Genomic DNA, 18610 nt, shown 5'->3' on the forward strand with positions numbered 1-18610 from the left:
GCTCCGTTCAGAATGACACCACCAGACCGTCGTCACTGTGAGTGGCTAGGCCCGGAGGGCCGCCACGGCGGTCGCTCCGCGACCTAGCCGCGCCAGCGAAGAGTCTCGCCTGCGCAATAGCGCAAAGTGGGTAACTGTCAGATCGGGGTGCGCTTGACAGGGCGTGCCGCGGGCGGGTAGCATACCGGGCGGGGGAGGAGTCGAGGGCGGTGGTTGCGCGCATGATAGTCGGGTTGGCGGCGGGCGCGGGCGTCGGCATGATTCTGCACCTGTCTTCCATCCGCGTGCTGGGCGGCGGCTGCCCGCTGACGTGCAATCCATACGCGGCCCTGGCCCTTGGCGCGGCGCTGGGGTTGTTGTGGGCCGTCGGCGGGTGATGGCGCGGCCCTTACCGTCATCAACAACCCAGAGCCGGATGAGGAGGCGATCATGTCCGAAGTTCCCAGCGTGACCGAGCAGGATTTCGACCAGGAAGTGCTGCAGTCGGAGTTGGCGGTGCTGGTTGATTTCTGGGCGCCGTGGTGCGGACCATGCCGCGCAGTGGCGCCGGTGGTGGAGAAGGTGGGAGCGGATCTGGCGGCCAAGCTGAAGACCGTCAAGTGCAATGTTGACGAGTCGCAGGCGCTCGCCTCCAAGTACGGCATCCGCTCCATCCCCAGCCTGCTGGTGTTCCGGGGGGGCGAGGTCATAGACTCCATCGTGGGCTTCCTACCCGAGGCCGAGCTCAAGAAGCGCGTCGAAAAGGTCATCTCCTGATTGGCGGCAGGGAGATGGTCGAACACGAACTGGCAATTGTGGGGGCTGGCCCCGCGGGACTGACGGCGGCGATCTACGCCGGGCGCGCGGGGCTGGCCCCCATCGTCTTGGAGCGCCAGCTGCCCGGCGGGCAGATGGGGCTGACCTACCTCATTGACAACTACCCCGCGTTCCCCGAGGGCATACCGGGGGTGGAGCTGGCGGAGCTGATGCGCCGGCAGGCCGAGCGCTGGGGGGCGCAGCTCCGCCTCGCCGAGGTCGAGAGCATCAGCCTCACCGCGCCGGGGGTCGCCCTGCAGCTCGGCGACGAGTTGCTGCGCGCGCGCAGTCTCATCATCGCCACCGGTGCGCGCTGGCGGCCGCTGGGGGTGCCGGGAGAGCGCGAGTTCATCAGCCGCGGCGTCTCCTACTGCGCGACCTGCGACGGCCCCCTCTACCGCGGGCAGCCGGTGGCCGTGGTCGGCGGCAGCGACCACGCGGTGGAGGAGGCGCTGTTCCTGGCGCGCTATGCCGAATGCGTGTACCTCATCCACCGCCGCGACCAACTGCGCGCGACCAAGGCGCTCCAGCAGGAGGCCCTCACCAACGACAAGATCCATCCCCTGTGGAACTCGGTGGTGACGGAGATCCTGGGCGCCGACGGCGTCGTGCGCGCCCTCACCGTCAAGCAGGTAGTGACCGGCAAGACCTCCACCCTGGAGGTGCCGGTGGTGTTCGTGTGTGTGGGCACCGACCCCGTGTCGGAGCTGGCGGCGGGAGCGGTCGAGCTGGACGAGCAGGGGTTCATCACCACCGACGCCGACCTGCAGACCTCGGCGCCGGGGGTCTTCGCGGCGGGCGACGTGCGCAGCGGCGCGTGGCCGCAGGTGGTGACCGCCGCCGCCGACGGGGCGCTGGCCGTGCGCTCCGTCGAGCGCTACCTGCGATCCCCGGGCGGGAAATAGGGAACTGTCCCCAGTTTCCCCGGTTTCCCGATTCCTTGCCACAGCGCGGCCCCCCTCATTACATCACGCTTGCCGCGGCGCCCGTGAACTGCTATAATACCCCGGACAGTACGGGAAATGCTTCCGGGCGCGCCGTCGTCGCCGGCCTTTCCTGCCCCTGAGAAGGGGGCTGCCAGACCATAGGAAGGGGGTAAGTCCGCCTTGCGGCCTTACGAACTGATCTACATCCTCGACCCCGCTCTCACTGAAGAGCAGCTCTCCGAGCAGGTCCAGCGTTTCGCGCAGGCAGCCAGGGACCAGGGCGCCGAAGTTGACGAGCCCAAGCGTTGGCCCAAGCGGCGGCTGGCCTACCGCATCAAGGGCAAGGCCGAAGGCTTCTACGTGGTCATGACGCTGCGGGCGACGCCGGCGGCGATGGCGGAGCTGACGCGAGTTCTCAAGCTGGCGGAGCAGGTGGTACGCCACATGGTCGTCGCCCTCGAGCAGCCGAAGGCGCCTGCGCCCGTGCCAGCGCAAGGAGAGGGCGCCAGTGTTCAATAAGGCAATCCTGGTGGGGCGGATGTGCAACGATCCCGAGCTGCGCTATACGCCGAGCGGGGTCGCGGTGGCGAACTTCCGGCTGGCGGTGGATCGGCCGTTCACCAACAAGCAAGGCGAACGCGAGACCGACTTCATAGACATCGTGGCGTGGAAGCAGGACGCGGAGTTCGCGGCCAACTACCTGACCAAAGGGCGGCTGGTTCTCATTGACGGCCGCATCCAAGTCCGTACCTGGGAAACCCAGGACGGCCAACGCCGGCGCAGCGTCGAGGTCGTCGCCGACCGCGTGCGCGGGCTCGACCGCCCGCGCGAGGACCGGGGCGGCGGCGCCGAGGAAGAACCCGCGCCGCCCGCGGAGGAGAGCGCCGACTCGTCCCCCGACCCCTGGGGCGACCAGTAGCTCGGGGGCGATCGGCGGCCGCTGGCGCTTGCCCGCTCCCCGCCGACCGCAGCCGCGAAGTCCCCGGCTGGCGTTGCGGGCTTTGCTTGCGAGCCACGCAGGTGGTTTCGATAGAGGAGATGCCGAGTTGGTGCTCCACCGGGAGGTAGCATGAGCGACCGTTATCGTGACCGTGATCGTGACCGTGATCAGAGATCGGGACGGCCGCGCGGACCGCGGCGCCCGCGGCGGCGCGTCTGCCAGTTCTGCGCTGACAAGCTGGACCACGTCGGCTACAAGGACGTGGACATTCTGCGCCGATTCGTCTCCGATCGCGGCAAGATCCTGCCGCGGCGCGGTACCGGCACCTGTGCCCACCATCAGCGCACGCTGGCGATTGCCATCAAGCGCGCGCGCGAAATCGCCCTGCTGCCGTTCGTCGCCGAGTGACATCGCTTTGCGCTCGCGCTCGTCATGACCGCCGGCGCATGGTGGCGTCAGCGCGGGGTGGCGTCAACGCAAGGTTGAGGCCGGTCTTCGGGCCGGCCTTGCCGGTACGATTACGGCACCCCATCGCTGAAAAGGAGGACTCGCATGGCCACCGCCCGCGGACCCCATCGCCGGACGATCGCCCTCGATGATCCCACCGGCTTCAAGGCCCTCGATTCTCGCGACATGCTGGCCATGACCGCGGATTTCCCCGCCCAGTGCCGCACCGGCCTGGAGCTCGGCGACGCGCTCGATCTCGGCGACTCCTACCGCGTGGACTACGATGGCATCGTCGGCCTCGGCATGGGCGGCTCGGCGATTGGCAGCGATCTGCTGGCCGCCATCTACCGCGCCGAGCTGTCGGTGCCCGCCGCCACCGTTCGCGACTACGTCCTCCCCGCCTGGGTGAGCGAGCGCACGCTCGTCTTCGGTGTCACCTATTCCGGCGACACCGAGGAGACGCTGGCCGCTTTTCACGAGGCGCGGCGGCGCGGGGCGCGGGTCATCGGGGTGACCAGCGGCGGCGAGATGGCGCGCCGGTGCCGGGAGCAGGGCGTGCCCTGCGTGATCGTCCCCGCAGGCCAGCCGCCGCGGGCCTCGACCGGGTATCTGCTGATGTCGCTGGTGCCCGTGGTCGAGCGCCTGGGGCTGATTGGAGATCAGGCCGCGGCGCGCCGCGAATGCCTGGACCTGCTGCAGGCGCAGGCGCGCGAATACGGCCCCCAGTCGCCCACCGCCGCCAACCGCGCCAAGCAGCTCGCGGAGCTGCTGCAGGGCCGCCTGCCCATCATCTACGGCGCCACCCCGACCCTGGGCGTGGTCGCCTACCGCTGGCGCACGCAGTGCAACGAGAACGCCAAGACGCTGGCGCTCTCGCACGAGCTGCCGGAGCTGGATCACAACGAGGTCGTGGGCTGGGAGCTGGGTCGCGACCTGCTGCCGCGGCGCTGCGTCATCGTGCTCACCGATCCCGCCCTGCCCGAGCGCATGCGCCTGCGCCTCGACATCACGCGCGACCTGCTGGGTGCCGACGTTGACGTGTACCGCGAACCCGCGCGCGGCGAGTCCGCGCTCGCGCGGGTGCTCAGCGCCATGTACCTGGGCGACTTCGCGAGCCTCTACCTCGCCTTGCTCAACGGCGTGGATCCGTTCGAGATCAAACCCATCAACGAGCTCAAGCGGCGGCTGGCAGAGCACTGACGCCTGGGCGCGCCCGGCGCTCGGTCACGCACGCGGTTGCCTGAGCGGAATTGCGCCTACACCTTCGCCACCGCGCCGTTGATCGAGAGCTGCAGGTCCCTGTTCATGGTCTGCGGGCCTTGATTGGGCACGTCGAAGGAACTGCTCATGCTCATCTGCTGGCTGAGCTGGAAGTCGAAGCGCATCATCATCCCGCGAGTGGCGTCGAACTGCATGTTGCCGGCAAGCTGTTGATCCATGCTCATGGTGCCGCTCACCGGCGGCGCGCCGCCGGCGGCACCGGTCGCTCGAGCTGCCGCGCCCAGGTCCACGTCGTGGGCCGAGGTCACCGACTCGACGCGCAGGTTGGCGATCTTGCGACCGCCGCTCCAGGTCTCGATGCTCTTGAGCATCATCTTCACACTCGTCGTCGCCAGCGCCTGCGTCCCCGGCAGGGGCTCACTGCGGGACTCCTCCAACAGTTGCCCCACCGTCAGCGGCTCCTCCGGCAGCAGCATCTGATCCTTCATCATATCCCGCATGGACATCCCGGGAACCATCGCGGCGAGGTCGGAGATTCCCGGTATCGCCAGGTCCAGCACCTCGCCCCGCGGCCCGAGCTTGATCTCGATGGGGTCCTGGAGCAAAGGTATCCTCATCTTGCCCAGCATCGGGGGCAGCTTGCCGCCCTCGACCTGCTGATCGTTGTGCTTGAACTCGCACTTGCCGCCTTTGACCGACATCTCCATCCGCTGCCCCATCAGCTCCATCTTCAGCGACAGGTTGTCGGCGCGCATCCGCAGCCGCGCGCCCCCGGCGGCGTCAACCCCCAGCACCTTGGCTACGCCCTCCCCCTGCACGACCATGTGGATGGGTATCTCCCCCGGCATGCCCGCCCCCGCCGCCGGCATGAGCAGGTCCGTGCGCATTTGTCCCTCCGCCTCCGCATAGATCCGGTAGCGCATGGTCTCATTGGGCTTGAACTTCAGCCGCAGCAAGACCGATTCCGCCGGCGGCGCCGGCGCAATCGGCGGCGCCGACTCGACCTGCGGGGCCGGCTCCTGCTGAACCCACGCTGGGGACCGGCCCGCCGCCAGCACCACCACGAGCATCAAACCTGCCGTCGTCAATCGCCGCATCGCTCGTTCCTCCTCTCGCGGGAGCCCGCGCCCCCGCCGTCGAATGGCTACCCCTGACTGGATATTCCACGCCCCGATTCCCGCACCTGTCGGCTCGCGGCCCGCGGCTGGCGCGAACCTGCCCCGGGCGCGGGCGCAAGCAGCCGCCGCCGGGACGGCGGGTGTGTGCTATGCTAGGGACGCCGGAGCCATTGACAGCCGCCCGCGGGTGGAGTATAAGGATTCCATGTAACCTCAGCCAAGTGAGGAGGTGACTGCCATGGGAGGCTGCAGCAGCAAGAAGAAGTCAGCCAAGACGAGCACCAAGACAACGACGAAGAAGAAGTAGGCCGCCAACAGGCCGCAGCGCGAGACCGGAGTCAGTAATGGCTGCCGGTCTCGCTGTTTTCGAGGGGGGAGGTGAGTGCGCCGCGCCGGGATCGTCCGTCGCCACGAAGGCGCTGGTCGCCGTCCGGCGGCCCCCGCTCACTCCAGCAGACGCCGCACCGCGGCCAGGATCTGCTCGCGGGTGAAGGGCTTGGTGATGTAGTCGTCGGCGCCGGCAAGGAGGCCCGCGCGGATCATGCGTTCGTCGCGGCGGGCGCTGATGATGAGAATCTTGATGTCACGCGTCTCGAACTTCTGCTTGATCGTGTTGCAGATGCTGACGCCGTCGAGGTCGGGCATGAGAATGTCGAGCAGCACGAGATCGGGGGGGGCGGCCTCGATCATAGACAGCGCCTGCAAGCCGCCGATAGCCTCGCTGATGGCGAAAGGCCGGTCGAGCTCGACGAGCATGGCGCGCATGAGCACGCGGCTCGCGCGGTCATCGTCCACGATGAGGATTCGCTTGGCCGCCTGTTCCTCCGTCATCGCGCCCTCCAGACCGTTGATGCCGGTTGCCGTGGGGACTGCTTGTGCCGCACCGGGAGGGTACCATCTCGCCCGTGGGGTGTCAAGCGCGCGCGCTGCGTGCGGGTGTGACCTCGGAGTATTGGCATGCCCCACAAATCACGCCTCTCCCTTCCAGGGAGAGGATCAAGAGCTTGCCCTGAGCGAAGCCGAAGGGTGAGGGTAAACAGTCCCGCCGTCCACCCTCACCGGGCTCGCCAGAGCTCGCCGACCTCTCTTCCAGGGAGAGGGATGCGCACTGTCTGCGGCCGCACCAAAGAAAGCAAGGTCACACCCCTGCGTGCTGTGAAGGGCGAGTTTCGATACGGGGCGGACCAGGCGCCGCGCCTCCGGTCGCGCCGACGGTCAGGGGATGGTGAGGTGAGGAGAGATGTCGTTGATGACCAGCCCGGTGGGCGCCTTGGGGTAGAAGTAGGTGGACTTGCCCGGCATGCGCTGGCCCGTGGTTGCAGCGCGCTGCATCTGTGCGACCGTGGTGGGGCGCAGGAATAGGGCGCAATCAAAGCGGCCATCGTTCACCCGGCGCACGGCTTCCGCCTCGTCGGTGATGTAGGTCACCCGTTCGCCAATGCGCTCTTCGCCCACCACGGCGTCTATGAGCAGTCGGTGGATGAGCACGGTTGCCAGTTGGTTGTATCCCCCGGGGCCCGCGTCCGCCGGCAGGGACGCGCTCTTGACCGACAGCAGCGCGTATCCCTCGGCGCGCGTGTAGATCCCGAACTGCGCCCCCCCCGGGGGCGGTTCCAGGGAACGCGCGAGCGCACGCGCCGCGCCCTGCGGGTCGGCGGGGTCGTGGTCGAACCGGCGGCGGATAAAATGCAGTTGCGCCAACGCCTGCAGGCGCTCCCACTCCTCGCGCCCCTGCAGCTTCAGCAGGCGGTGCGTCGGCAGAATGACCATCCCTGGCTGCTGCGCGGGGCACAGCACGGCCAGGACGTAGTTGAACGCCGCCTGCGCCGGGGCGTCAGGATGGGCCGGAGCAAGCTCGCGGCTGACGGCGAGCGCCGTTTCGTAGCGATGGTGTCCGTCGGCGATAAACAAGGGCCCGCGTCCCACCAGCTCGCAGTAACGTTCAGCCACCTCGTCCGCGGGGTGGCGCCACAGGCGATGGCGCTCATCACCGGTCGCGGCGTGAGCCACCGGCTGCCCGCGCGTCATCTTCGCGATGACGTGCGCGACCTCCCCCGTGGGATCATCGTGCAGAACGAACACCGGGCTCATCTGCGCCCGGCACGCCCGCATCAGCAGCCGCCGATCCTCGCGCGCGCCTCGCAGGGTGCCCTCGTGCGGGAGCACGGCTCCCTGCTCGAACGGCGTCAGGCGCACCGCGCACAGCACTCCCACGCGCGTGAGGCGCTCGCCCCGCAGGGCGAATTCGTGGGCGTGAGGATAGAGGCTCGGGCCCTCGTCGTAGCGCAGGACGCCGTCCCGGCGCCACGCCTGCAGGGTTTGCGCGGCCTGCGCGTAACGGTCCGCGCCGCCCTCGTCCGCGGCGCCCGTGTAGCTCAGCTCAAGGCGCACCGCGTTGTGCGGGTCACGCTCGCGCAGCCGCTCGCGCTGCTCGGGGCCGATGACGTCGTACGGCGGGGCGAGAACGCCGCTGAGGTCGGTGCGCGCGTATCTGAGGCCGATCAAGGGCCGAACCACGGGGGATGGAGTCACCACCAGATCACCTTGCTCATGCTTGAGGGCGAAGCCGCGCTTCCCGCATCCGCGGCCCCTTGCTGTCACGAAAACACGTGCTGCGCACGGTAGCATCCGGAAGCGTCGTAGGCCGCTGCGGCGCCGAAGCGCCGGGCGTCGCCGACGATAGCGCCCATTATAGCGGCGCTCGCGCGCGCTGGCAAGAGCGCCCGGAGCGCGCCGTGGGATGTGACCGTTCCTGGTTGGGGTGGCCGGTTGTGTGCCCGAATGTGGCACAGCCGCCCTCGGCTGTGAAGGGGGCGCACGCCGTGCGCCCCTACAGATTCTCGCGACCCATCCCCACTTTCCGCGGTCACACCCGCGCCGTGCCGCGCCTTGACACGCCGCGGCGGGGGTTCCTATACTGGTGTGGTGCCCGCGCTGCGGAGTGACGGCTGGGGCCGCGGCGAAACAATCCATGTCAACACACCTGCCCTCCTGGTTGATCCCACGGCATCGCAAGCGGCCCGCCCTGGAGCGGATGGTTCCAGTGCTGCGACGCTGTGGCGTGTCCACGATCTGTGAAGCCGCCAAGTGTCCCAACGTCGGCGAATGCTTCGCCGCCGGCACCGCCACGTTCTTGATCTTGGGAGAAAGCTGCACGCGCAGATGCACCTACTGCGCGGTCGAGCACGGGGTAACCCAGCCTCCGGACCCCCATGAGCCCGAACGCATCGCCGCCGCCGCCCGCGAGCTGGAGCTGGGCTACGTCGTCATCACCTCGGTGACGCGCGATGATCTGACCGACGGTGGGGCGCACCACTTCGCGGCCACCGTGCGCGCCTTGCGCCGCGCGCTGCCCCGGGCGCCGGTGGAGACGCTGGTCCCGGATTTCCGCGGCGACCGGGAGGCGCTGGCGGTGCTGGCCGAGGCGCGCCCAGAGGTGTTCGGTCACAACGTGGAGACGGTGCCGCGCCTGTACCCGAAGGTGCGCCCGGGGGCGGACTACGACCGTTCGCTGCAGCTGCTGCGCGAGGCCGCGCAGGCCGGCATGCGCACCAAGAGCGGCGCCATGTTGGGGCTGGGCGAGCGCCTCGACGAGGTGCGCGACGTGATGCGCGATCTCGCCGCCGCGGGTGTCAGCGTCCTCACCCTCGGCCAGTACCTGCAGCCGTCGCGCCGCCACCAGGCGGTGGCGCGCTACCTGCGGCCGCAGGAGTTTGCGATGCTGGAGGCCGAAGCCGCGGAGATGGGATTCGACCAGGTCCAGGCCGGGCCGTTCGTACGCAGCTCCTATCATAGTTCGCGTCACCCGGCGCGCGGCGCGACCGCGCCGGACCGCGGGCAACGGTAGCCTCGGCGATGCATCGCCTCTGGAAGATACTGGTCATTCTCCTTCCCCTGCTGGTGATCGTCGCCGCGGGGGTGGCGGCGCTGTCGGGGAAGAAGCTGGCCGCCCGCCTGCGCCCGGTCGTCGAGTCGCAGTTGTCACAGACCCTTGGGCGCGAGGTGCGCGTGGGCGGCATCAGCGGCGGCCTGCTGCGCGGGGCGGTGCTGCACGACGTGACCATCGCCGACGGCAAGCGCCCGCAAGGCGGCGTCCTGGCGCGGGCGAAGCGCGTAGCCGTGCGCTACCATCTGCGCCCGCTGCTCTCGGGCGGCAAGGGGAGCGCAGCCGCGATTGACCGCGTCAGTGTCACCGGCGCCCGCGTCGAGTTGGCTCGCGACCGGGGCGGGCGCTGGAACATCGCCTCCCTGTTCAAGCCGCGGGTGCCGCCGGCTCGACGCTTCACCGGAGTCGTCACCATCGCGGACAGCACCCTCGTCTTCACCGATCAGTCGCCTCCGGCGCCGGTCACGCGCTCTCTGCAGATGCGCTTGGTCAACCTCTCGGGCCGCCTGACCCCCGACCCCAGGCGGGGATTGGTGTTTCGCCTGAGCGCGCAGGTCGCCGACGGGGGCATGAAGCGCATCGCCGTCGCGGGCAGCTCGGACGGCAAGCGGACGGTGCTGCACGTCGCGGCCGCCGACGTCAACCTCGCGGATTGGGGGACGCGTCTGGCGATGGGCGGCGTCCACCTGCTCGGGGGCAGCGCCGACGTCAACGTCACCGGCGCCGTGGCCAAGCGCGATGCGAGATGGGTCTTCGACTATGTGGCGCGAGCGCGGGTGCGCGACGCCACGCTGCGGCTGGGGCGCGGGCGGGAGCTCCTGCGTTCCGTCACCGGGCCCCTCATCATCGCCGGCGGCCGGCTGCGGCTGCTGGGTGTCACCGGCACGGTGGGCGGAGCGCAATTCGCCGCCTCGGGCAGCATCGGCGTCCTCTCGGCGCCGCAGCTTGACCTGCGCATCAGCACCGATCACCTGGCGCTCGAGACCGCCGCGCGGATGGCGGGCTTTCGCCCTCCTGCCGGGCTCCAGACTGCTCCCATCAGCCTTGACCTCGCGGTCCGCGGCAGTTTCCTCCACCCCTTTGCCCAGGGGACGGTGCGCTCCCCGCGGGTTCGCTACCGCGGCGTGGCAGTGAACGAGTTGGCGACCAAGGTTTCCTACCGCGACGGCAAGGTGTGGCTGCGCGGCATGCGCCTGCGCGCGCAAGGGGGCGCGGTGAGCGGCGACGGCTGGCTCAAGCTCGAGCGCGGGGCAACTGAGGTCGCTTTCGAGGTTTGGGGAAGAGACCTGGACCTCGGGGGTCTGGTATCGGCGGCTCGCGCGGCCGGGCTGGCCGTGGGCGCACCTGCCGCCGGCCGCGCGCCGCTGGTGGTGACCTCCGAGGCGGTCGCCGGCACCGTCAACGCCCACGTGGCAGGCACCTGGGACGCGCGCGGACTACGTGCCGCGGGGAGCTTCGAGGCCCGCGACGGGCGTATCGGCGACCTCCGCTTTTCCGCGGCCGCCGGAGCGGCGCGCCTGGAGCGCGGGGAGCTCCAAGTGGCGTCGGCGCGCATTGATTCGCCCGCTGGCACGGCCGTGGTTCGAGGCGCCATCGGCGCCGACGGCACCCTCGACCTGCAAGTGGTCGCCACCGAACTGGACCTTGCCGCTCTCACCCGGCTGGTGGGGGCGCGCTCGGAAGTCGGCGGCGTTGGCTACTTCTCCGGCACCCTCTCCGGCAGCCTCGCCGATCCCACCGCGTCCGGGAGGTTCGAGGCGCTCGACGCTGAGTACGCCGGCCAGCGATTCGACCTGCTGAGCGGCGCCGCGACCGCCTCCCGCAAGTCGCTGACCGCGGACGGGTTGCTGGCATATCAAGCTGGCACGCGCTACGCGGTATCCGGGTCTCTGACCGGGCTGGACCGCCCGCGCGATCAAATGGGCGTTGCCGGCCGGGTTGAGGTCAGCTATGCTCCGCTTGCCGAGCTGCTGGCGCGGGCGGGAATAGAGGCCGACGTCGAGGGGCGGGTCGAGGCATCGGTCGAGATCGGGGGGACGCTCGGCGAGCCCACCGCACAGGGCTGGGTGCGGCTTTATCGTCCCATGTGGCGCGGAATCGCGGGCGACTACGCGCAGGCGCGCTTCGACCTGGCAGGCGGCGTCGCGCGCATCAGCGAGGCGCGGGCGCAAGCCGGCGAGTCACAGCTAACCGCCGCGGGCGAGATTACGACCCACGGCGAACTGCGGCTGACCTACTCCGCCGATGTGCAATTGGCGGACCTGCCGCCTCGCGCCTCCCTCGGTCTGCCGCTTGATGTCAGTGGGCGCGTGACCGCGAGCGGAGAAATCGGCGGCACCGTGCGCCGACCGCTGCTTACCGCCGACGCGCGCTGCGAGCGCATTGCGATTGGGGCTGAAGTGCTGACCGAGGCCACAGCGCAGGCGCGCCCCGGCGACCCGCCGCAGCACATGGAGCTGCGCCTGTCCTTCGCCCAGGGACCGGCGCGCTATCAGGCGGCGGGCTGGGCCGACATCGCCAGCCGCACCGTGCAGCTTGAGGCGAGCATCACCGGCGGCCGATTAGGGCGCCTGCGATCCGCCCTGCAGGCGATGGCTGAGCGTTTCCCCCCGGATTCGGTCGCGGGGCGCGTGGGCCAGGCCGTGGCGACGGCGCCATCGCCGGTGCGCGGCAACCTCGACTTGCAGGCGACCGTCTCGGGGCCGTGGCGGGCGCCGCTGGCGGAGGTAGGCTTCCAGGTTAGCGATGCCTCCATCGCGGGCGCGCCCATACCCGACGTCACCGCGGCCGTCAACCTGCGCCGCCACGCGCTGGAGGTGCGGCGCTTCGAGGCGCGCCGAGGGGCGGCATACGCAATGGCGAGCGGCACGGTGGAGCTCGACGGCGAGCTTGCGCTCGAGGTGGACGCATACAACGTGCGCGCCGAGCTGCTCGAACCATGGCTGGGTCTCAAGCGGCAGGTATCCGGATCGGCGGACCTTTCCGCCTCCGTCGGCGGCACCATGCAGCGGCCCACGATCGTAGGTTCGATCGAGGTCGCGGATCTCGCCGCGGGAGGGCTGCGGGTCGAGCACTTGCGGGTGTCGCGCTTCGAGGTGCAAGGTGATTCGCTGGTGGCGGATGACGTGGTGGTAGCGCTCGGGCCTCACGTCGTACACGCGAGCTGCGCGGTGCCCATAACTTGGCGGCCGTTGGGGATTGATGCCGCCCGCCCGCTCTCGGCGGCCCTCAATCTGGAGGGGCAGGACCTGGCGCTCCTGGCGCGCGTGGCGCCCGCCGTCGCCGAGTCCGCCGGCGCGCTCGATGGGCGGGTGGTGATGGGCGGAACCCTCCGGCGCCCCGAGCTGTTCGGCGCGATCAAGGTCAGCCACGGGACCGTCAAGCTGCGCGCGCCACAGGTGGGCGTCAGGACCCTCGAAGGCAGCGTCCGCTTCGAGGGGCGCCGGGTGCTGGTGGAGGGCGTCACCGGCTTGGTGGGCGACGGCGCCTTCAAGGCGCGTGGGGAGGTCGGCCTGGTGAGCCTGCGTCCATCGCAGCTGATGTCGAATCGCTTCGACCTCACCTTTGCCGGTGCGGGTCTCGATCTCGATTTCGCTCCGCTGTTCGTGGGCAAGGTGGACGCCGACCTGGCGCTGGCGAGCCCGCCGCAGGCCGACACGCCGCCCGCAGTGCGCGGCCGGGTGCTGCTGGCGTCCGGGGATCTCGGCCTGCCGCCGCGAGGGGCACTGCGACCACTGGCGCAGAGCTCGCTCTTCGACCCGTTGCTTGCGATCAACGTGGAGTTCGACCCCAACCTATGGCTGCGCACACCGACGATGTCAATGCAGGTATCCGGCAACGGGCATATCGGAGGCCGGCTCACAGCGCCGGTCGCCACGGCCACGCTCGAGAGCCGGCGCGGCACGGTGGATCTGCCCGTCGCCCATTTCCGGGTCAGCTACGCGTCCCTGGACGCGACCGTGTCGTCGCCCAGCGCGCCCGGCCCCGGTCTGCCGCCGGCAGCGGAGGTACGCGTCGTCATGCGGCTCGATGCCGAGGCCAATGTGCGCGGGTACCGGGTGTACCTGGCCATGTCGGGGCCGCTCACCGATCCCAACGCCGAGCCGCTGGTCGAGTTGCGGTCGGTGCCTGCGCTGGATGAGCAGAGGCTGTGGGCGCTGGTCACCGGCCTGCCCCTGGGGACCGTAACCTCGGAGCTGGGCAGCTCCACCAGTGCGGTGGTTACCACCGGTCTGGGCGGGGTCGTGCTCTACCCCCTCGAGCGCGCCCTGGCGAGCGCACTCGGGCTGCAGGAATTCGGCGTCGAGTACAACCGCTACGAGCCGCTGCGGGTTCGCGTCGGCGGCTACGTTCTGGAGCACGTGTATGTTACTTACCTGCGCAGCGTGTCCGCGGACATCCGGGAGTGGGACTTCGTCCTTGCCTACGAGGTCTTGCCCTCGGTGGCGCTGGGCGCGCGCATCAATGAGCGCAACGAGCTGCTCTGGGAGGGGCAGACGACCTGGCGGTTCTAACCCAGATCATGCATCGTCAACGTGAAGCGCTCACCCCATGGGTGTGTCATCCCGGTCGCGTCGCTCCCGCGGAATGACATCCCCGAAGCCTTCCGCGTGATCCGGTGCCCACTCCTCTCACCTTCGACCGGGCAGGCTTTGGCAGGGAGGGGAATGCCTCCTCCGAGATGCCAACTTTTTGATTATACCCTCCGCGTTCACGCGCTTGACAAACCACGCTGGTGTGGTATAATGCAAACAGATGTTTACATTATGGGGGGAGACGCTTTGTTGCTCGGTTGTCTGATTCTGCCGCGATTATATATCGAGGCCGAGACGCAGCGACGCCCGCACCTTGGTGGGCATTCGGTGGCGATCCATGTGCGCGGCCGGGTCTTTGCAGTATCCTCCGCCGCCCAGGAGTCGGGCCTGCGCCCGGGCATGTCGCTCGGCCAGGCATACGCGGTGTCACCAGGCGCCGAGCGCTTGCCTTATGACGGCGATCTCTATCAATCCGCGCAGGAGCGCGTGCTGCGAATCTGTGCGGATTACGTCCCGGCGATCGAGCCGCGGCGCCTTGACGAACTCTTCCTCGATTTGACAGGGGCCGGCCCGCCCTCCGAGATAACGGCCATGATTGCCGATTCGGTGCAAAGGCGGGCCGGCTTCACCTGCCGGGTGGGGGCTGCATCGAGCAAGCTGGTGGCCCGAATAGCCGCCCTGGAGCAGCCGGGCACGGTAGTGGTGATAGGGGAGGAAGCTCGCTTTTTGGCCTCGTTGCCCCTGTCGCGGATGTGGATGCTCGACGGCGATGACATCGCACACTTGGAAGCGCTGGGCATTACGACTATCGGCCTGCTCCAAAGGGTGCCCCGGGCTCGCCTGGCGCAATGGTTTGGCCGCGGCGCGCGCCGGGTGAGTGATCTCGCGCGCGGGGTTGACGATTCCCCCGTCAAGCCCGTTTATCCGCCGCGCGTCATCGAGGCTCGCTTCGCCGTGGCCGATGGCATTGGTAACGCCGAGGGCGTGGACTACTGCCTGCGCCAGCTCTCCGCCGAAATCGCGAGCCGGCTGCGCGAACGACGAGAAGCATGTTGCCGCCTGTCCCTGCAGGTGGAGCCCGAGGGCGGGCGACGGATTGCCCGCACCCTCCGGCTGCGCTCGCCGGCGAACCGAGACCGCGAGCTCCTGAGTGGGTGCAAGCTTCTGCTGGTCCGCATGGAGCTCACGGGGCCGGTGACGGAGATAACGATCCAGGCATCGAATTTGCGCCGCTGCTCGGCCGTGCAGCACGACCTCTTCAGCGACCTGCCGCCGCGCGCGCGGGAGGGACACCCCGAGCGGTCGGGGTGCCACATGAATCGCCGGCGTGCCGGGGAGGCCTTGGCGGCGGCGCAGGAACGTTTCGGCAGCCAGAGCGTGCGGCTGGGGGCACAGCTCGAGGTGCCGCGGCGAGAGCGCATGCTCGCGGCCGTTGCGGATGACGGATAATGACCAAGCGCCTCGATCTACCGCTGCCCATGGTCGAGGAAAGCGAGGGCCGGCCGCGGGCCTTTCACTGGCGCGGTCGGCGCATCGTCGTGAGCGAGATCCTCGACCACTGGGAGGAGGCCGGCTGCTGGTGGCAGGGCGAGCAAGCGCGCCGGGTCTATCGCGTGCAGGCCGTGGGCGGGGCGATCTACGAGCTGCACCACCAGCCCCCCGCCGGCTGGCGCCTCTACCGCAGCTATGACTGAGGGAGTCCGCTCCGCAGATGACGCGGATGACACGGATTCAACCGCCAAGACGACGATGTTTGTGCATCTTCATGTCCATTCGCCGTTTTCTTTCCTCGACGGCGCCAGCTCCATCGAGGACCTGGTCGCGGCGGCGGCGGCGTGCGACATGCCGGCCCTGGCGGTGACCGATCACGACAACCTCTCCGCCGCCGTCGGCTTCCACCAGGTGTGTGCGGCGGCGGGCATCAAGCCCATCACCGGCGCCGAGGCAACACTGGAGGGCGGCCATCACTTGACCCTGCTGGCGCAGGACCCCAGCGGCTACGCCAACCTCTGCCGCATCTTGACGCAGGCGCACCTGGGATCGCCGCGCCTGCATCCCGCCGCCTCCCTTGACGCGTTGCGCGAGCACAACGCGGGCATCATCGCCTTGTCGGGGTGCATGAGGGGGGAGGTGCCTGCGCTCATCCGCCGGCGCCGGTTCGCCGCCGCAGAGCAAGCGGCCCGGCGCTGCCGCGACATCTTCGGCGACCGCTTCTTCCTGGAGATGCAGAACCTTCTGCTGCCCGGCGCCGCGAGCCTCAACCGCCGCTTGGCGGAACTCGCGCAGCATTTGGGCGTGGGCGTGGTCGCCACCAATAACGTGCACCATCGCACCCGCGCGGACTTTCCCGTCCACGACCTCCTGACCTGCGCCCGCACCCTCACCCGGCTCGACGACGTCCACCCCGCGCGTCGCCTCAACGCCCACTGCTATCTGCGCTCCGAGCGGGAGATGCGCGAGTTCTTCCGCGACCATCCGCAAGCCGTCGAGACGGCCGGGCGCATCGCCGAGATGTGCGCGCCGGCGCTGCGCCCCGGCAAGTATCGCTTTCCCGCCTACCCGGGGCTCGACGGCGACACCGCCGACGCCATGCTCCAGCGCCTGGCCGAGCAGGGTGCGCGGCGGCGTTACGGACGCATCAACGCCGCGGTCGCCCAGCGCCTGCGCCACGAGCTGTCCGTCATCCGCCAGCTCGGTTTCGCCGACTACTTCCTCGCCGTGTGGGACCTCGCGCAATTCGCCCGCCGCCGCGGCATTCGCTATGCCGGCCGCGGCTCCGCCGCCGACAGCCTGGTCGCCTACTGCCTGGGCCTCACCGGCGTGGACCCCGTCGCCCGCGAGCTGCTCTTCGAGCGCTTCATGAGCCTCGAGCGCGCGGCCCCGCCCGATATTGATATTGACTTCGCCGCCGAGCGCCGCGACGAGGTGACCGACTACGTCATCGTCCGCTACGGCGCCGAGCACGTCGCCGCCGTCGCCACCTACAACACCTTCCGCGCCCGCAGCGCGGTGCGCGACCTGGGCCGGGCCATGGGCTTCCCCGCCGAGGACCTCGATCGCCTCGCCCGCCATCTGCCCTACCTGGCGGCCGATGCCATCGCCGAGGCCTTCGACGCGGTGCCCGAGCTGCGCGACAGCGGCCTGCCTCGCGCGCGCTATCGTAAGCTGCTCGACATCTGCCAGGCGGTGGCCGGCTTCCCGCGCCACCTCTCCACCCACCTCGGCGGCCTGGTCATCACCGGCGATCCCGTCACCAACCTTTCGCCCCTGCAAATGGCCGCCAAGGGCATCCCCGTCATTCACTTCGATAAGGATGATATCGAGGACCTGGGCCTGGTCAAGCTCGACCTGCTGTGCCTGCGCATGCTGTCGGCGGTGGATGACGCCGCGCGCGCCATCCGCACGCGCGACGCGAGCTTCGACTACGACGCCATCCCCGATGACGACCGGGCGACCTATGATCTCATCGCCGCCACCGAGACGGTGGGCATGTTCCAGCTCGAGAGCCCGGCGCAGCGGGCCTTGCACGCGCGGCTGCAGCCCGAGCGCTTCGAGGACCTGGTGGCGGCGGTGGCGCTCATCCGCCCGGGGCCGATCCTGGCCGACATGGTCGAGCCTTACCTGGAGCGCCGCGCCGGGCGCGCGCCGGTGATATATCTGCATCCCGCCCTGGAGCGCATTCTCGCCAAGACCTACGGCGTGGTGCTGTTTCAGGAGCAGGTGATCGAGATCGCCATCGCCATCGGCGGCTTCACCCCGGGCGAGGCTGATCGCCTGCGCCGCGCCATGACCCATCACCGCTCGTGGGAGGAGATGGAGCGCATCGGCGAGCAGTTCATCGCGCGCGCCGTCGCGCGCGGCGTGAGCGACGAGGTGGCGCGCGAGATCTTCTCCTATATCCGCGCCTACGCCGGCTACGGCTTTTGTGAGGCCCATGCCGCCGCCTTCGCCGACACCGCCTATAAGACCGCCTACCTCAAGGCGCACTACCCGGCGGAGTTCTACGCCGCGCTGCTGTCGCACCAGCCGATGGGCTTCTACCCGCCCAACACCCTGGTGTGGGAGGCCAAGCGCCGCGGCATCCCGGTGCTGGGGCCGGATGTCAACCACAGCGCGGCGGGATTTACCGTCGAACGTGGCACCCCAACCGCTCGGGGTGTCCCTCCGGCTCGTGGCTCGCGGGCCATCCGCGTGGGGCTGGTGCAGATACGAGGGATGGGAGAGGGGTCGCTAAGAACCGTGCTTGATGCGCGTCAGGCGGGGCCGTTCCGCTCGCTGGAGGATTTCCGCCGCCGCGTCGCCATTGACCGCGACCTCGCGCGGAATATGATTCTGTGCGGGGCGTTCGATGCATTATGCCCCCATCGGCGCGAGGCGCTGTGGGACCTCGACGCGGCGCTCAGCAGCGCCGGCTTGACGGGAAACCTGTCCCCGGTCGAGCACTGTCATTCTGAGCTGAAGACGAAGAATCCCCCACCCCATTGCGCCTCGGACCTGGCCGACAGCATCCCTGGTAGGGGATTCTTCATTCCGCCGCGCGGCATTCAGAATGACATGCGTCGGCACGCTGATTCCGAGCCCTTCGAGTGCGCTCAGGGTGACAATGGTCCTCCGGAATGCGGCACCCCGACCGCTCGGGGTGTCCTTCCCTCCTCAGCGCAATCCAGTACCCATGCCCCCGACTTCTCCCCCCGCGAATAATGGCGCTACGAGTTCGATATTCTGGGCCTCGCCTTGCGCGC

Annotated in this window: 15 protein-coding genes; 12 read left to right on the plus strand and 3 right to left on the minus strand. The window is 69.5% G+C overall.

Annotation, left to right across the window (positions count from 1 at the left end):
- Nucleotides 1–221: 221 nt before the first annotated feature.
- From VM221_08080 to VM221_08110, 7 genes are all read left to right on the plus strand, one after another.
- On the plus strand, nucleotides 222–377 hold the full coding sequence (locus VM221_08080) for a hypothetical protein (GenBank protein HUT74776.1): 156 nt from the start codon (nucleotides 222–224) through the stop codon (nucleotides 375–377).
- 52 nt (nucleotides 378–429) lie between these two features.
- Nucleotides 430–756, plus strand: a complete 327-nt coding sequence (gene trxA / locus VM221_08085; protein HUT74777.1) for a thioredoxin — start codon at nucleotides 430–432, stop codon at nucleotides 754–756.
- Nucleotides 757–770: 14 nt separating this feature from the next.
- On the plus strand, nucleotides 771–1700 hold the full coding sequence (trxB, locus tag VM221_08090; GenBank protein ID HUT74778.1) for a thioredoxin-disulfide reductase: 930 nt from the start codon (nucleotides 771–773) through the stop codon (nucleotides 1698–1700).
- 201 nt (nucleotides 1701–1901) lie between these two features.
- On the plus strand, nucleotides 1902–2240 hold the full coding sequence (gene rpsF, locus VM221_08095; GenBank protein ID HUT74779.1) for a 30S ribosomal protein S6: 339 nt from the start codon (nucleotides 1902–1904) through the stop codon (nucleotides 2238–2240).
- Entirely contained in the window at nucleotides 2230–2640 is a 411-nt protein-coding gene (gene ssb / locus VM221_08100; protein HUT74780.1) for a single-stranded DNA-binding protein, read from the plus strand. Before rpsF ends, ssb begins: the two co-directional genes overlap by 11 nt.
- A 150-nt stretch (nucleotides 2641–2790) precedes the next feature.
- Complete coding sequence (rpsR, locus tag VM221_08105; GenBank protein HUT74781.1) at nucleotides 2791–3069, plus strand: 30S ribosomal protein S18; 279 nt, start codon at nucleotides 2791–2793, stop codon at nucleotides 3067–3069.
- A gap of 144 nt (nucleotides 3070–3213) precedes the next feature.
- Nucleotides 3214–4308 carry a bifunctional phosphoglucose/phosphomannose isomerase gene (locus tag VM221_08110; protein ID HUT74782.1) on the plus strand — a complete coding sequence of 365 codons (1095 nt, stop codon included), beginning with the start codon at nucleotides 3214–3216 and terminating at the stop codon, nucleotides 4306–4308.
- Nucleotides 4309–4364: 56 nt separating this feature from the next.
- Here VM221_08110 and VM221_08115 read toward each other — a convergent pair whose 3' ends face one another.
- From VM221_08115 to VM221_08125, 3 genes are all read right to left on the minus strand, one after another.
- On the minus strand, nucleotides 4365–5426 hold the full coding sequence (locus VM221_08115; GenBank protein ID HUT74783.1) for a hypothetical protein: 1062 nt from the start codon (nucleotides 5424–5426) through the stop codon (nucleotides 4365–4367).
- Nucleotides 5427–5891: 465 nt separating this feature from the next.
- A complete protein-coding gene (locus tag VM221_08120) occupies nucleotides 5892–6278 on the minus strand; it encodes a response regulator (protein ID HUT74784.1) in 387 nt (128 codons plus the stop codon).
- Between the two features lie 384 nt (nucleotides 6279–6662).
- A complete protein-coding gene (locus tag VM221_08125; protein ID HUT74785.1) occupies nucleotides 6663–7979 on the minus strand; it encodes a DUF1015 domain-containing protein in 1317 nt (438 codons plus the stop codon).
- Nucleotides 7980–8388: 409 nt separating this feature from the next.
- Here VM221_08125 and lipA point away from each other — a divergent pair, with 409 nt between their 5' ends.
- From lipA to VM221_08150, 5 genes are all read left to right on the plus strand, one after another.
- The gene (lipA, locus tag VM221_08130; protein HUT74786.1) at nucleotides 8389–9294 is read left to right on the plus strand and encodes a lipoyl synthase; all 906 of its coding nucleotides are present in this window, start codon (nucleotides 8389–8391) and stop codon (nucleotides 9292–9294) included.
- An 8-nt stretch (nucleotides 9295–9302) separates the two neighbouring features.
- Nucleotides 9303–13847 carry a translocation/assembly module TamB domain-containing protein gene (locus VM221_08135; protein HUT74787.1) on the plus strand — a complete coding sequence of 1515 codons (4545 nt, stop codon included), beginning with the start codon at nucleotides 9303–9305 and terminating at the stop codon, nucleotides 13845–13847.
- A gap of 252 nt (nucleotides 13848–14099) precedes the next feature.
- Nucleotides 14100–15317 (plus strand): hypothetical protein, encoded by a 1218-nt coding sequence (locus VM221_08140; protein HUT74788.1) that lies wholly within the window; start codon nucleotides 14100–14102, stop codon nucleotides 15315–15317.
- On the plus strand, nucleotides 15317–15562 hold the full coding sequence (locus VM221_08145; protein HUT74789.1) for a DUF6504 family protein: 246 nt from the start codon (nucleotides 15317–15319) through the stop codon (nucleotides 15560–15562). The genes VM221_08140 and VM221_08145 overlap by 1 nt, the downstream gene beginning before the upstream one ends.
- Nucleotides 15555–18569, plus strand: a complete 3015-nt coding sequence (locus VM221_08150) for a DNA polymerase III subunit alpha (protein ID HUT74790.1) — start codon at nucleotides 15555–15557, stop codon at nucleotides 18567–18569. Before VM221_08145 ends, VM221_08150 begins: the two co-directional genes overlap by 8 nt.
- Nucleotides 18570–18610: the final 41 nt, after the last annotated feature.

The sequence above is a fragment of the Armatimonadota bacterium genome, from assembly GCA_035527535.1.
Lineage (GTDB): Bacteria > Armatimonadota > Hebobacteria.